General features: G+C 35.0%; 16 protein-coding genes. All 16 read left to right on the top strand.

What is annotated here, in order from left to right; genetic code table 11:
• Positions 1 to 47: 47 nt before the first annotated feature.
• The 16 genes from fliM to OEV98_RS00725 all read left to right on the top strand — a co-directional run bounded on the left by fliM (position 48) and on the right by OEV98_RS00725 (position 14975).
• Complete coding sequence (gene fliM, locus OEV98_RS00800; protein ID WP_263071229.1) at positions 48 to 1046, top strand: flagellar motor switch protein FliM; 999 nt, start codon at positions 48 to 50, stop codon at positions 1044 to 1046.
• Positions 1039 to 2244: a flagellar motor switch phosphatase FliY gene (gene fliY / locus OEV98_RS00795; protein WP_263071228.1), complete on the top strand. Its 1206-nt coding sequence runs from the start codon at positions 1039 to 1041 to the stop codon at positions 2242 to 2244. Before fliM ends, fliY begins: the two co-directional genes overlap by 8 nt.
• A gap of 16 nt (positions 2245 to 2260) precedes the next feature.
• Entirely contained in the window at positions 2261 to 2629 is a 369-nt protein-coding gene (locus OEV98_RS00790; RefSeq protein WP_263071227.1) for a response regulator, read from the top strand.
• A 59-nt stretch (positions 2630 to 2688) separates the two neighbouring features.
• Positions 2689 to 3369 (top strand): flagellar biosynthetic protein FliO, encoded by a 681-nt coding sequence (locus OEV98_RS00785; RefSeq protein WP_263071226.1) that lies wholly within the window; start codon positions 2689 to 2691, stop codon positions 3367 to 3369.
• Complete coding sequence (gene fliP, locus OEV98_RS00780; RefSeq protein ID WP_263071225.1) at positions 3366 to 4031, top strand: flagellar type III secretion system pore protein FliP; 666 nt, start codon at positions 3366 to 3368, stop codon at positions 4029 to 4031. The genes OEV98_RS00785 and fliP overlap by 4 nt, the downstream gene beginning before the upstream one ends.
• 15 nt (positions 4032 to 4046) lie before the next feature.
• Positions 4047 to 4316 carry a flagellar biosynthesis protein FliQ gene (fliQ, locus tag OEV98_RS00775; protein ID WP_263071224.1) on the top strand — a complete coding sequence of 90 codons (270 nt, stop codon included), beginning with the start codon at positions 4047 to 4049 and terminating at the stop codon, positions 4314 to 4316.
• Between the two features lie 4 nt (positions 4317 to 4320).
• Positions 4321 to 5094 carry a flagellar biosynthetic protein FliR gene (gene fliR / locus OEV98_RS00770; protein WP_263071223.1) on the top strand — a complete coding sequence of 258 codons (774 nt, stop codon included), beginning with the start codon at positions 4321 to 4323 and terminating at the stop codon, positions 5092 to 5094.
• Between the two features lie 40 nt (positions 5095 to 5134).
• Positions 5135 to 6220: a flagellar biosynthesis protein FlhB gene (gene flhB, locus OEV98_RS00765; RefSeq protein WP_263071222.1), complete on the top strand. Its 1086-nt coding sequence runs from the start codon at positions 5135 to 5137 to the stop codon at positions 6218 to 6220.
• A gap of 107 nt (positions 6221 to 6327) precedes the next feature.
• Positions 6328 to 8364 carry a flagellar biosynthesis protein FlhA gene (gene flhA, locus OEV98_RS00760; RefSeq protein ID WP_263071221.1) on the top strand — a complete coding sequence of 679 codons (2037 nt, stop codon included), beginning with the start codon at positions 6328 to 6330 and terminating at the stop codon, positions 8362 to 8364.
• Complete coding sequence (flhF, locus tag OEV98_RS00755; RefSeq protein ID WP_263071220.1) at positions 8361 to 9578, top strand: flagellar biosynthesis protein FlhF; 1218 nt, start codon at positions 8361 to 8363, stop codon at positions 9576 to 9578. The genes flhA and flhF overlap by 4 nt, the downstream gene beginning before the upstream one ends.
• Entirely contained in the window at positions 9571 to 10440 is an 870-nt protein-coding gene (locus OEV98_RS00750) for a MinD/ParA family protein (RefSeq protein WP_263071219.1), read from the top strand. Before flhF ends, OEV98_RS00750 begins: the two co-directional genes overlap by 8 nt.
• 29 nt (positions 10441 to 10469) lie before the next feature.
• Positions 10470 to 12494, top strand: coding sequence for a chemotaxis protein CheA (locus OEV98_RS00745; protein WP_263071218.1), 2025 nt, complete (start codon positions 10470 to 10472; stop codon positions 12492 to 12494).
• Between the two features lie 28 nt (positions 12495 to 12522).
• Complete coding sequence (locus tag OEV98_RS00740) at positions 12523 to 12963, top strand: chemotaxis protein CheW (RefSeq protein ID WP_263071217.1); 441 nt, start codon at positions 12523 to 12525, stop codon at positions 12961 to 12963.
• A 17-nt stretch (positions 12964 to 12980) separates the two neighbouring features.
• Entirely contained in the window at positions 12981 to 13619 is a 639-nt protein-coding gene (locus OEV98_RS00735) for a chemotaxis protein CheC (RefSeq protein WP_263071216.1), read from the top strand.
• Entirely contained in the window at positions 13619 to 14116 is a 498-nt protein-coding gene (locus OEV98_RS00730; RefSeq protein ID WP_317633778.1) for a chemotaxis protein CheD, read from the top strand. Before OEV98_RS00735 ends, OEV98_RS00730 begins: the two co-directional genes overlap by 1 nt.
• A gap of 67 nt (positions 14117 to 14183) precedes the next feature.
• Positions 14184 to 14975 carry a FliA/WhiG family RNA polymerase sigma factor gene (locus OEV98_RS00725; RefSeq protein WP_263071214.1) on the top strand — a complete coding sequence of 264 codons (792 nt, stop codon included), beginning with the start codon at positions 14184 to 14186 and terminating at the stop codon, positions 14973 to 14975.
• Positions 14976 to 15133 lie beyond the last annotated feature (158 nt).

Genomic DNA, 15133 nt, shown 5'->3' with positions numbered 1-15133 from the left:
TATTAGAAAAACATATATGAAAAAATGGAGGTTGGAGGTGACTGATCATGCCATCTGGAGAAATATTATCACAGAGTGAAATAGATGCTCTATTATCTGCGCTTTCAACTGGAGAAGTAAGTGCGGAGGAAATAAAAAAAGAAGAAGCACAACAAAAAGTAAAAATTTACGATTTTAAGCGTGCACTCCGTTTCTCAAAAGAACAAATTCGTAGTTTAACGAGAATTCATGAAAATTTTGCTCGATTATTAACCACCTATTTTTCTGGAAAACTGCGAACGTATGTACAAATAAGTGTAGCAAGTGCCGATCAAATCCCTTACGAGGAATTCATACGATCGATACCTAAAATGACGATATTGTATTTATATGAGGTTGAGCCATTAACCGGGCGAATGATTATTGAAATTAATCCAAATATTGGTTATGCAATGCTTGATCGTGTATTAGGTGGCAGGGGTGCAAGTGTAAATAAAATTGATCATTTAACTGATATTGAGTCAAAAATAATGATGAATTTATTCGAAAACGCGTTCCAACATTTAAAGGAAGCTTGGGGTGCGGTAACAGAAGTTGAACCGAGTATGATTAGTTTTGAAGTTAATCCACACTTTTTACAGATGGTATCTCCGAATGAAACAGTTGTGGTAATTTCATTAAATATTACGATCGGTGAAACGAGTGGGATGATAAATATTTGTATTCCCCATATGCTATTAGAACCAATCATGCCAAAACTTGCTGTCAGTTATTGGATGCAGACGGAAATTAAAGAGCGAGAACCAGAAAAAGTGGTTGCTCTAGAGGATAATGTAAAGCATACAGGACTCCCGATAGTTGCAGAATTGGGTCATTCAGTAATTACCGTTGAAGAATTTTTAAATTTATCAGTTGGTGATTGTATCGAGCTAGATAATCGAATGGATCAACCAATGATATTAAAAATTGCGGAAAGCCCAAAATTTATTGTTCAGCCAGGTAAATTAAATAATAAGATGGCTGTACAAATTCTTGACAGAATTAAGGAGGGAGATAGTGATGAGTAAAGGAATGCTTTCTCAAGAAGAAATCGATGCGTTATTAAATGGAGCAAGCTTAAGTGATTTAGAAGATAATTCACAAATTGCAAATTCTCCCACACAAGGAACAGAAGTTTTATCGACAATTGAACAGGATACATTAGGCGAAATCGGGAATATTTCTTTTGGCAATTCAGCAACAGCTCTGTCTGGACTATTAAATCAGCCGGTTAAAATTACGACACCGAATGTATCGGTAATTAGTAGAAGTCAATTGGATAAAGAGTTTACAAAGCCATATGTAGCGGTAATCGTTAATTATACAACTGGTTTTATTGGTTCTAATATTTTTATCATTAATCAAGCGGATGCTAGTGTAATTGCTGATTTAATGCTAGGTGGGGATGGATTAAATCCTAGTCCGGATTTTACCGAATTACAATTAAGTGCTGTTCAAGAGGCAATGAACCAAATGATGGGCTCTGCTGCAACAAGCATGTCTACTATCTTTAATGAGCGAGTAGAAATCTCTCCGCCAAATATTGATTTTATCAATTTACCTGAGGGAGAAGGAGAAGACATTATCCCTTCGGAGGAACAATTAGTTAAAGTATCTTTCCGTTTAATTGTCGGGGAATTAATTAATTCTACGCTTATGCAAATCTTACCGTTTTCTTTTGCAAAAAGCTTAGTTAGTGCTTTAACAGATCAAGCGGAAAAAGAGTCAATGCAAAGCAATTCGGCTTCTGCTTACGCAAATGCGATGCAAAGTCAAAATGGACAAAGCTTCCATTCTGGAGATAGTTTTATACAGGAACAAAATCAATTCCCTCCTACAAATGGGCGGACAAATAGCCCAAATGTTGCGGATATAGCTATGAATAATACTGTGGACATGAAAACAAAAAATGTACAGCCGGTATTATTTAACAGTTTCTCGCAGAATAGCTCCAATAAGGAAGAACCGAGAAATTTACAAATGCTCTTTGATATTCCATTACAAGTAACAGTTGAATTAGGGAGAACAAAGAAATTAGTGAAAGATATTCTTGAGTTATCACCGGGCTCTATCATTGAATTAGATAAATTGGCTGGGGAACCAGTAGATATACTGGTTAATAATCGGTTAATTGCTAAAGGTGAAGTAGTTGTAATTGAGGAAAATTTTGGTGTTCGGGTGACAGATATTGTAAGTCAAACGGAGCGTATTAATAAGATTCGATAATAATGGAGGGGAAATTATGTCAAATAGAATTTTAGTTGTAGATGATGCTGCTTTTATGAGAATGATGATTAAAGATATATTAGTGAAAAATGGTTTTCAAGTGATCGGAGAAGCAACCGATGGTAGACAAGCAGTAGAAAGATATTTAGAGCTAAGTCCAGATTTAGTGACGATGGATATTACGATGCCGGATATGGATGGAATTGATGCACTAAGAGCAATTCGTAAAATTGATCCACAAGCGAAAATTATTATGTGCTCTGCTATGGGACAACAAGCAATGGTTATCGATGCTATTCAAGCAGGAGCAAAAGATTTCATCGTAAAACCATTCCAAGCAGACAGGGTTATTGAAGCAATTCATAAAACTTTAGGATATAAATAATACATCCTTACGTTACTCCTTCGTAAAACATAAATTGAAAGAAGGTAGCAGCTAAAATTATGCAGCAAAAAAAATTATATTTAATTCTGCCGATACTAATTTTGATTTTTTGCTATTTTACACCTGTAGACGATTATGCATTGGCAGATGATATGAATGATAGTGTTGCAGACTATTTTGATTCAATGGGTGACGCTGAAAAACCGGATCAAACCGATAAAAATTCGCAATCATCTGCTGATGAAGCTTCTGATACTAATAGTTCGGTAGGTATTACAGCATGGGATGTAATTAAAACTATTTTTGCCTTATTATTTGTTGTCGCATTATTATATATTGTACTGAAATGGCTACAAAAGAAAAATGACCGTTATCCATCCTCTCAAGTATTAAAAAATTTAGGAGGAACCAATTTAGGTCCAAATCGTTCTGTTCAGCTAGTTAAAGTAGGCGATTCTATTTTAGTTATAGGTGTAGGGGAAGATGTACAATTACTAAAGGAAATTAGCGATGATGAAGAAGTGAAAAATATAATCGAGCAATATAATGAAAAAATGGATCATATGTTGCAGCCAAAGGATATTGTGTCAAAAGTATTGGAGAGAAGAAAGAAAACCGATAAACAAGAGTCAGAGTCCGCCCCATTGCAGCAGCAATTTAAGCAGCAATTGGATATGGCAGTAAAACAGAGAAGAGAAGTATTTAATCATGAGCTGGAGAAAGGATTTACAGAGGAATGAATGATTTTATTTCGTACTTTAGCACAAGTGATCCGGACACAGTCTCAACATCTGTTAAACTACTACTTCTCTTAACAGTATTATCTATTGCACCAAGTATTTTAATTTTGCTTACATCTTTTACTAGAATTGTTGTTGTTTTATCATTTGTTCGATCCGGACTTGCGACACAGCAAATTCCACCGAACCAGGTCATTATTGGACTTGCCTTATTTATGACATTTTTTGTTATGGCACCAACCTTTCAGCAAGTAAATGATACAGCACTGCAGCCATTATTTAATAATGAAATTGAATTAGAAGAAGCATATGATAATGCAACTATTCCTTTTAAACAATTTATGAGTAAACATACAAGACAAAAGGATTTGGCGCTATTTTTAGAATACTCAAAAGCAGAAACTCCTGAGTCCGTTGAAGATATCCCAATGACGGTTCTTGTACCAGCATTTGTCATTAGTGAGTTAAAAACATCATTTCAGATTGGCTTTATGATCTTTATTCCATTTCTTGTAATTGATATGGTAATTGCAAGTGTGTTAATGTCGATGGGGATGATGATGCTTCCTCCGGTAATGATTTCATTACCATTTAAAATTTTATTATTTGTTTTAGTGGATGGCTGGTATTTAGTAGTCAAGTCATTACTTCAAAGTTTTTAGGACAGGTGATTATGAATGAACTCTGAATCGGTAGTGCAGCTTGCAGAGCAAGGAATCTATGCGATATTAATCATAAGTGGTCCATTACTACTAATTGCATTAATAGTCGGTTTAATAGTTAGTATTTTTCAAGCTACTACACAAATTCAAGAACAAACATTGGCTTTTATCCCAAAAATCGTGGCAGTTTTAATCGGGATTATTGTTTTTGGACCATGGATGATTAGTCATATGATCCAATATGCTAATAATATATTTTCTAATTTAACGAGATTTGTAGGTTGATGGAATGGATTTCATAACCCAATTTCCAACATTATTATTAATTTTTATGCGAGTAGTATCCTTTTTTGTAGTCGTCCCGATTTTTTCCCATCGATCGGTTCCGGCAATGTTCAAGATTGGTCTTGCTTTTTTCCTATCCTTAACAATACTCTACACTATTGATGTGGAGCCATTAGAAATTGACAGTACGTATTTTTTATTACTTTTTAAAGAAATAATTACCGGTCTTGCGATTGGTTTGATTGCTTATATAATTTTATCTGCAATTCAAATGGCGGGTGGCTTTATCGATTTTCAAATGGGATTTTCGATGGCAAATATTATTGATCCTCAAACGGGGGCACAATCCCCAATTATGGGGCAATATTTATATTTATTTTCGCTTTTATTTTTATTATCTGTTAATGGTCATCATCTCATTATTGATGGAATATTTCATAGTTATCAATTTATACCAATGGACAAGCAACTACTGGCATTTGGCCATGAGAATACAATGGAGATGATTCTCAAGTCTTTTGGGGCGATGTTTGCTATTGCCTTTCAGATGTCGATTCCTGTCGTAGGGAGTCTATTTTTAATTGATGTGGCACTTGGAATTGTCGCTCGAACAGTACCGCAAATGAATATTTTTGTAGTTGGCTTCCCAGTGAAAATTTTAGTAAGTTTTCTGATGCTAGTCATAGTAATCGGACCAATGATTTTTGCGGTAAAAAATTTATTTGAGCTTTTACTATATTCCATGAGGGATTTAATGACAGTGCTTGGGCAATCTTAATAATTTTATTTCCATTCATGTGCATTAGGAGGGGAAAGCAATGCAATTTCACTATTCATTAGATTTACAGTTTTTTGCTGGTGAAAAAACAGAGAAAGCTACCCCGAAAAAACGGCAGGACGTTAGGAAAAAAGGTCAAACGGCAAAAAGTCAGGATTTAATAACTGCCTTTATTTTGTTGGCTGTTTTCTTTGTCCTTTTGTTTACTGGACCTAAAATGTTGGACCAATTTTTCACGATATTTCATCAAACCTTTGAAGTATACATGCATCAGGACGTTACGGTAAATTCGATTTCTCAAATTGCCTTGGAATTATTTCAAGAACTACTTATGCTTCTAGCACCAGTTATGATAGCTGCACTTGTTGGTGCAGTTCTTGCAAATTATTTACAGGTAGGTTTTATGTTTACTCCTGAGTCGCTAAAGGTAAAGCTCGAAAAATTAGATCCAATCAAAGGTGCAAAGCGAATATTTTCTATTCGGGCAATTGTCGAGCTATTAAAATCATTGTTAAAGGTTTCCATTATAGGGGGCATTGTTTTTGCCATCCTATGGTTTAATATGAATGACTTACTTGGATTAATGAATATCGCAATAGGGAGCAGTTTTGCATTAATTGCTTCCATTACGGTGAAGCTTGGCTTATTTGCTTCTGGGGGATTATTATTTTTATCCCTTTTTGATTATCTTTATCAAAAATATGATTTTGAGAAAAGTATTCGAATGTCCAAGCAGGATATTAAGGAAGAAAATAAGAGTATGGAAGGGGATCCGTTAATTCGTTCGAGAATTAGACAGCGTCAGCGGGAAATGGCAATGAGAAGAATGATGCAAGAGGTGCCAAATGCAGATGTTGTTATTACAAACCCTACCCATTATGCAATTGCCTTAAAATATGATGAGAACAAAATGGATGCACCATACGTACTAGCTAAAGGCGTAGATTTTATCGCACAAAAGATAAAATTAATAGCTAAAGAACATGATGTCATAATGGTAGAAAATCGGCCATTAGCAAGAGGTCTTTATGATCAAGCGGAAATTGGCGATGCGATCCCAGAAGAATTTTTTAAAGCAGTCGCCGAAATATTAGCATATGTGTACAGGGTGCAGAAGAAAATTTAATTTTTTCTACTTCATCGGGTATTGTTTATTATACTTTTATTCTATTGAATCGAGAAATATAGGGATAGATGTATTTCTCGTAAAAGCACGTTAGGAGAGAATGGATTATGTCAGCAAGAGATTTATCGGTAATTTTTGGCGTAGTGTTAATTATTGTTATGCTAATTATTCCCTTACCATCCTGGATGTTAAGTATTTTTATCATTACGAATATTACACTTGCGTTGTTAGTGTTATTGACGACAATGAATATGCGTGAACCATTGGAGTTCTCCATTTTCCCATCTCTCTTACTGTTATTAACTTTATTTCGGCTAGGTTTGAATGTTTCCACAACACGTTCCATATTATCTGAAGGCGATGCTGGAGGTGTTGTGGAAACATTTGGAACATTCGTTGTTGGCGGTGAAGTAATCGTTGGGCTAGTTGTATTCTTTATTCTTGTTATCATTCAATTCGTTGTTATAACAAAGGGTGCGGAACGTGTAGCTGAGGTTGCAGCCCGTTTTACATTAGATGCGATGCCAGGGAAGCAAATGAGCATCGATGCAGATTTAAATGCAGGGATGATTTCCGAACAAGAGGCACGTACACGAAGACAAAAAGTAAGCCGTGAAGCAGACTTTTATGGAGCAATGGATGGAGCTAGTAAGTTTGTTAAAGGTGATGCTATTGCTGGTATTATCATTGTATTTATTAACTTGATATTTGGAATCGTTATTGGAATGGTTCAGCAAGGCATGCCGTTTGCAGAGGCAGCAAGTCATTATTCTTTATTAACAGTAGGGGATGGAATTGTCAGTCAGCTACCGGCATTACTAATTTCAACAGCAACTGCGATAATTGTTACAAGGGCAGCATCGGAAGGAAATATGGGCCATGATGTTACTTCACAATTATTTGCTTTTCCAAAAATGTTGTATGTAACGGGGGGAACAATTTTTCTACTTGGTTTATTTACACCTATCAACGATATATTAACGATTCCAATTGCTGGGTTACTAATATTTGGTGGGTACACGTTATCCAATCAGAAAAAGCTCGAGGAAACTATCTCGCCAGATGTAGAAGAAGAAATAGCGAGTGATGAATTACGGAAGCCGGAAAATGTTGTGAACTTATTAAATATCGATCCGATTGAATTTGAATTTGGTTATGGATTAATACCGTTAGCAGATTCTAGTCAAGGAGGAGACTTATTAGATCGCGTTGTTATGATTCGAAGGCAGCTGGCGCTAGAGCTTGGACTCGTTATTCCGGTTGTCCGGATTCGAGACAATATTCAGCTTGCTCCAAATGAATACCGAATGAAAATAAAAGGTCATGAGGTGGGAAAAGGAGAAATACTGTTGGATCATTATTTAGCCATGAGTCCTGGAGTGGATGATCCTTCTATTACCGGGATTGATACAGTAGAACCAGCATTTGGAATTCCTGCGATTTGGATTACGGAGGATCAAAAAACAAATGCGGAAATTTCCGGTTATACAGTAGTTGATCCGCCTTCGGTTGTAAGTACTCATTTAACAGAGGTATTAAAAAATTCAGCACATGAACTACTTGGTCGTCAGGAAACGAAACAATTAATCGACCATTTAAAAGAAACCTATCCTATATTGGTAGAAGAAGTAACACCAAATCCATTATCTACAGGGGATATTCAAAAGGTATTGGCAAAACTATTAAAGGAAAGAGTTTCGATACGGAATTTGCCAGTTATATTTGAGACATTAGCAGATTTTTGTAAAATGACGACAGATCCTGATATATTAACGGAATATGTTCGACAAAGCCTTGCGAAACAAATTACCAATCAATATAAACAAGACGACGATACATTAAAAGTATTGACGTTATCTGGAAGAGTAGAAAAATTAGTTGCAGATCATATTCAACAGACTGAGCATGGAAATTACTTAGCATTAGATCCTAATCAATCGCAAGCAATTTTAGAAAGCATCGCTAAGCAAATGGAACATATGACGATGCTAAACCAAACAGCAATTATTCTTTGTTCTCCAGCGATTCGGATGTATGTTCGTGAATTAACCGAGCGATATTTCCCGCAAGTTCCAATTCTGTCTTATAATGAATTAGATGCAAATATGGAAGTACAAAGTGTTGGGGTGGTGAATGTTGAATGAAGGTAAAAAAATATGTTGCGCCGACAATGCCTGAAGCGATGAAAAAGATTCGCGCAGAACTGGGTAGAGATGCCGTAATATTAAATTCGAAAATTGTATACAAAGGTGGATTTTTCGGTCTCTTTCGAAAAAAAAATATCGAAGTAATTGCTGCAGTTGATCAAACGGTTCAATTACACGAAAAGAAACCATTAGATTTTCGTGATTATCCAATGATTGATAAAGAAATGCGAGAAAAAGAAACAATTATAAAGGAAACTCCAACACCTGAGGCTGCAATCGAACAAAAAGTAGAGAAAAAGATAGAAAACGAGAAACCTAATGATGAAATACGGCTACTTCAAGAAATTCAAGAACTGAAAAAAATGATAACGTCTATTTCAAAAAATGAACATGCGAAACCAACCATGCATGCAATACCGAAACCGTATACTGCTATTTATGAACGTTTGATTCATCAGGAAATTTCACAAGAAATATTAGATGGCTTAGTTGAAGCGATTTTGGAAAACTATTATGGAAATAAGGGGAATGTATCTGATGAGGAAGCGGAAAACTTTGTCTATCAGCACTTATATCGGTTATTAAGTGTATATCCACTTGGCGGAATTACTTTACAAAAGAAATTCATCAATGTTATCGGGCCAACAGGGGTCGGTAAAACGACGACACTTGCAAAAATGGCGGCACATAGTGCAATTAATTTGCATAAAAGAATAGCTTTCATTACAACCGATACATTTCGAATCGGTGCAGTAGAGCAACTAAAAACATATGCGAAAATATTAAATGCTCCAGTAGAGGTTTGTTATAATAAAACCGATTTTAGACGGGCAGTTCATTTATTTTCTCACTATGATTTAGTATTTATTGATACTGCAGGCCGGAATTTCTTAAATGAACAATATGTGAAGGAGTTACAAAATACGATTGATTATGAAGATAATATGGAAACATATTTGGTCTTTTCGTTAACTGGGAAAGAAACGGACATGGATGATATTTATTCACAATTTTCTTCCATACCAATTGATAAATTTATTTTCACTAAGCTTGACGAAACCTCTTATTTTGGCTCCATATTAAATTTATCGCTTAAATATAATAAAGGCATTGCCTATATTACGAATGGACAAGACGTACCTGATGATATTGTGGAAGCATCACCAAAATGGATTATTGAAAAAATTATTGGGGTAGAAGTCAATGAATGATCAAGCAGAAAAATTACGTTATCGCATTAAGAGACAATTAAATGGTAAAAATGCCAAAACAATTGCTTTTATAAGTGGTAAAGGGGGAGTTGGAAAATCCAATGTTTCCTTAAACTTTTCGATTGCTTTGGCACAGCAGGGAAAAAGAGTATTGATCTTTGATTTAGATATAGGGATGGGAAATATTGATTTACTAGCTGGTATTACCCCTAACAAAACAATTGCCCATTATTTTATGGAGGATTGCCCTTTAGATCGTATTATTGAAGAAGGGCCAGAAGGTATTCATTTTATTGCTGGTGGCTCGGGTTTAGATCAGTTTGTTAAATTAGATAAAAGTAGAATTGAATACTTAATAAAAGAATTGCACTGGCTTTTATACGAATATGATTATTTAGTTTTTGATATTGGTGCTGGTATGGATGAAGGACTTGTTCAGTTTCTTGCATTTGTCGAGCATATTTTCGTTGTCGTTACACCAGAGCCAACATCGATAATGGATGCTTATTCCGCAATTAAATATCTATATTTACAATCCCCGAATATAAACATACACTTAATGGGGAATCGAATGAAAAATGATCGTGAGAACATGGAAACATTTGAACGATTACTTCAGGCAATGGATCATTTTTTACAGAAGGATGCAGAAGTAATTGGGTTTATTCCAGAAGATTCACAGGTTGTCCATGCAGTAAAAATGCAAATACCGTTTATTATTTTCAAACCAAACGCTCAGGCATCAAAAAAAATGAAATGGCTAGCATATCAATTTTTACTGAATTATGAAGATGATGAAAGAGCAAAAAAAGAACCGAATCAATTTATCGATAAATTACGTTCTATATTAATTGGAAGATAGAACTCTTTATTAATTGCGGGGTGGAAGAAGTGGGAATGGACCATTATTTAGAAGTTTTTATTGCAGAAAGTAGAGAACATATCCAAACATGTAATGAAAATCTTCTTCAATTAGAGATGAACCCTGAAAATATGGAAATAGTTAACGAAATATTTCGCTCTGCACATACATTAAAAGGTATGTCAGCTACAATGGGTTTCGATGATATGACTAAATTAACACATCAAATGGAGAATGTACTGGACGGAATTAAAAATAAAAAATATCCGTTCTCCTCAAATTTATTAGATATTATTTTTGATGCGATTGATTTAATAGAGAAGATGGTAGATTCGATTGCTACTGGAAACGATGGTAAAATAGATGTTTCTGCAATTGTTGAGAAATTACGGGGAGTCGAAAATCAAGGTAGTATTACTGGTAGTAATAACGAAATTGCCGCAACACGAACAATGGCAATAGAAAATGAAACATTACTTGGAAACTTTAATGAATTTGAATTAAATATGATCGAGGAATCGATAAATCAAGGCTTTCAAGTGTATAGCATTACTGTTCAGTTAAGTGATGAATGTATGCTTAAATATGCAAGAAGCTATATGGTATTTCAAGAGGTTCAACAATTGGGTGAAATCATTAAAAGTGATCCATCGGTAACAGAATTGGAAAAGGAACAATTTGATAATCAATTTATTATCACTTGTGTGTCACTTGAATCCGCAGAACTACTTGAACAGAAAATTATGGACGTTTCAGAAGTAATGAATGTAACGATTATTCCTATTAATCTTGGGGACCTGAAAGGAAATACCAATAATAATGCAGCACAAGAGCAGCTAACTATCGATGAAGAAGAACCCATATTTAAAAATCCGGAAGCAAGTAAAGCTATTGCAAAGATCCCAATGAATAAAACGATTCGTGTTAACTTGGAAAAGCTAGATGTGTTAATGAATTTATTTGAAGAGCTGATTATTGACAGAGGTAGACTAGAGCAAATTTCACAAGAATTAAATCAACCGGTATTAAGTGAAACCGTTGAAAAAATAACCCGTGTTTCCAGTGATTTGCAATCGATAATATTAAATATTCGAATGGTAGCAATTGAAACCGTGTTTCAAAGATTTCCAAAAATGGTCCGTCAACTATCTCGTGAGCTACATAAAAAAATTCATTTAGAACTACTTGGAGAGGATACTGAGTTAGATCGGACGGTTATCGATGAGATAGGGGATCCGTTAGTACATTTAATAAGAAACTCTATCGACCATGGAATTGAATTACCGGAAGAACGCATAAAAAATGGCAAGCCAGAAATGGGAACAATACAATTAAAAGCTTATCATCGCGGTAATCATGTCATTATTGAGATAAGTGACGATGGCAGTGGAATAAATAGTGAAAAAGTTTTAGCAAAAGCAATAGCAAAAGGTATTATAGATTCACAACAAAGTAAGCAATTAACCGAACGGGAAATTTACGATTTAATATTTACGCCTGGTTTTTCAACTGCTGACACTGTTTCTGATATTTCCGGAAGAGGTGTAGGATTGGATGTCGTGAAAAATACAATCCAATCATTAGGTGGATCAATAACTGTACAATCGAAAGAAATGGTGGGCACTCAATTCCTAATTGAACTTCCACTCACGTTAACAATTATTTCTGTGTTACTTGTAGATGTGAATCAAGAAACCTATTCGATCCCGTTATCTAATATTGTGGAAAATATTATGTTAGATAAGCGCGCTATCGAATATGTGCAAACACAACCTGTATTTCGATTCCGAAATCGCGTCCTACCACTTATCTATTTACAGGAAGTTTTTCAAGTTTCCGATGCTCCTAATCAGGACAGCGAACTATCTATAGTCATTATTCAAAAAGGTGAAAAACTTGCAGGACTTGTCGTATCTTCCTTTATAGGTCAAAAGGAAGTCGTTATTAAGTCTCTAGGAAATTACTTATCCAATGTTTATGGTATTTCCGGTGCCACTATTTTAGGAGATGGACAAGTATCGTTAATTATTGACTGTAATGTTTTATTAGATTAATTGATTTGTAGGAAATGGAGGTTCACAGATGACTGTTCAAGCACTAGACCAGGAGCGAAAAATAATTACGTTTGTACTAGATCAAAAATTATATGCTTTGGATGTAAAATATGTTAAGTCCATTGAAAGAATGCTGCCAATGACACGAGTCCCTCATGTTCCAGCTTATATTAAAGGTGTGATTAATTTACGTGGGGTCATTATTCCAATTGCGGATTTACGCACACAGCTACATTTAGATGAAATTTCATATTCTGAGACTACGCGGGTAATTATTATATCGACAAACGACAAAGAAGTTGGCTTTATTGTTGATGAAGCAATGGATATTATCGATATTGCACCACAAGATATTGAAAGCAATACATCTACCTACAATACAGAACAGCATAATTTCTTTGAAGGTGTAATTAAAAAAAATGATCAGCTAATGGTTTTGCTTGATATTGAAAAACTATTAACTTATTAAATAGAAAGGTACTAACTATGGATCCAATTCAATCAATCAGTAGTTTACAGATGGATGTTTTAAAAGAAGCGAGTAATATCGGTGCAGGAAATGCGGCTACGGCATTATCTAAGCTTTTAAATAAAAAAATTGAAATGAATGTTCCTGTCGTACGAATCCTTTCGTTTGCAGAAATTATGGAGCTTATTGGTGGATCAGAGCAAATGGTTGCTTCTGTATTTTTGCAAATTGAAGGTGATTTTACAGGGTATATGTTTTATATCCTTCCAGTAGATGAAGCAGATTCCTTTGTTCGGCAATTAACTGGAATGTCCAATTTTTCCCTTAAAAATGAAAATGTGCCGGAAATAGTTCTATCTGCATTTCAAGAAATGGGCAATATTTTAACAGGCTCTTATTTAGCAGCAGTATCTGATTTTACACAGCTACAATTAAAACCATCTGTTCCTGCTGTTGGAATTGATATGTTCGGCGCAATAATCAGCTATGGATTGTTAGAAATTTCCCAAATAAGTGATTTTGCTATTGTAATTGATACTGAGGTTAGTGATTCAAACGCAGCACGGGATGGAGATTTAATTAAAGGGCATTTCTTCTTACTTCCTGATCCAGATTCCTTTACAAAGGTATTTGAATCACTAGGTGTTTACGAATGATGAATGAAGATGGAATTGTTATTAAAGTAGGTATAGCAGATATGAATATTGTACATGCGCCAAATACTATTCGTACATCTGGACTAGGATCATGTGTAGGAGTAATCCTTTATGATTTAGGACAGCAAGTTGCTGGATTGGCACATATTATGCTCCCAGATTCCACTTTATCTAGGGGGAAAAATGTGAATGCTGCAAAATTTGCCGATACTGCTGTGGAAGCATTAGTAAAAGTTTTACAAGAAAATGGGGCACGGACTACGTATTTGAAAGCAAAAATCGCTGGTGGAGCGCAAATGTTTCAATTCGCTACCCAAAATGACATGATGAAAATTGGGGAGAGGAATAGTATTGCGGTGAAAAGGGAACTAGCAAGATTGCAGATTCCATTAGTAGCAGAGGACATTGGTGGGTCGAACGGTCGGACCATTGAATTTAACCCGAAAACGGGTAGATTATTCATTAAGACTGTCAACAAGGGAAGCGATGAAATTTAACGATTCCTTTTACCATAAATTGATTTTCGGTTTCTAATACATTCTATGGCAAAGGAGGGGGAACCCTATGCCTTATATAACTAGTGATGAAAAAACAAGACGAAAAAATGATTTGACAAAAGCAGAAGAACTCTCCCTTTTTGAACAATGGAAAAACGAACGCAACGATGATGCAGCAAATATGTTAGTAGAAAAATATATGTCACTCGTTCATATCATAACCGAAAAAATATATAAAACATTACCTAATTCAATTGCAAAAGAAGAGCTAAAAAGCTTAGCCTTAGTGGGGCTTTATGAATCAATTGACAAGTTTGATCCTAGTCGCGATTTGAAGTTCGAAACATATGCATCCTTCCGAATTCGTGGGGCAATATTAGATGGTCTACGTAAAGAGGATTGGATGCCAAGGAAAACAAGAGAGAAAGCAAAGAAACTAGAAGGAACCATTTCCCGTTTGGAACAAAAATATTTGCGTAATGTTACCCCTGCTGAAATTGCTGCAGAAATGGGTATTAGTGAGGAAGAAGTGTATGCACTTTTAGACGAAACCTTTTATTCAAATATCCTTTCGATGGATGAAACATTGGATCAAGGAGAAAGTGATTCACAATCTTTTGTTATTAAAGACGAAAAAATTAGAAATCCAGAAGAGGAATTGATTCATTCCGAAAAAATTCAAGAACTAGCAGAAGTCATAAGCAATTTATCGAAAAATGAACAATTAGTATTAAGCTTATTTTACAAAGAAGAATTGACATTTACCGAAATTGGTCAAATAATGGAACGCTCCACCTCAAGAATTTCCCAAATCCATTCCAAAGCGTTAGCAACATTAAGAAGCTTATTAAAAGAATGAGGAAATAGAAATCATTCTCTTTACCAAGGAGCAGACCGAATTCCCGTAAGTTTGCTACTCTCATCAGCCTACACTCGACAAGTAGGGTAGTATCAGCCATTAAATATGTATAAAAATTGAAGAATTCATGAATAGGAAAATGATTTCTTTACAAAGAA

The sequence above is a fragment of the Perspicuibacillus lycopersici genome (genome assembly GCF_025660475.1).
GTDB classification, from domain to species: domain Bacteria; phylum Bacillota; class Bacilli; order Bacillales; family Caldibacillaceae; genus Perspicuibacillus; species Perspicuibacillus lycopersici.
The sequence above is the reverse complement of the archived record's forward strand: the minus strand, read 5'-3'. Positions and strand labels throughout refer to the sequence as shown.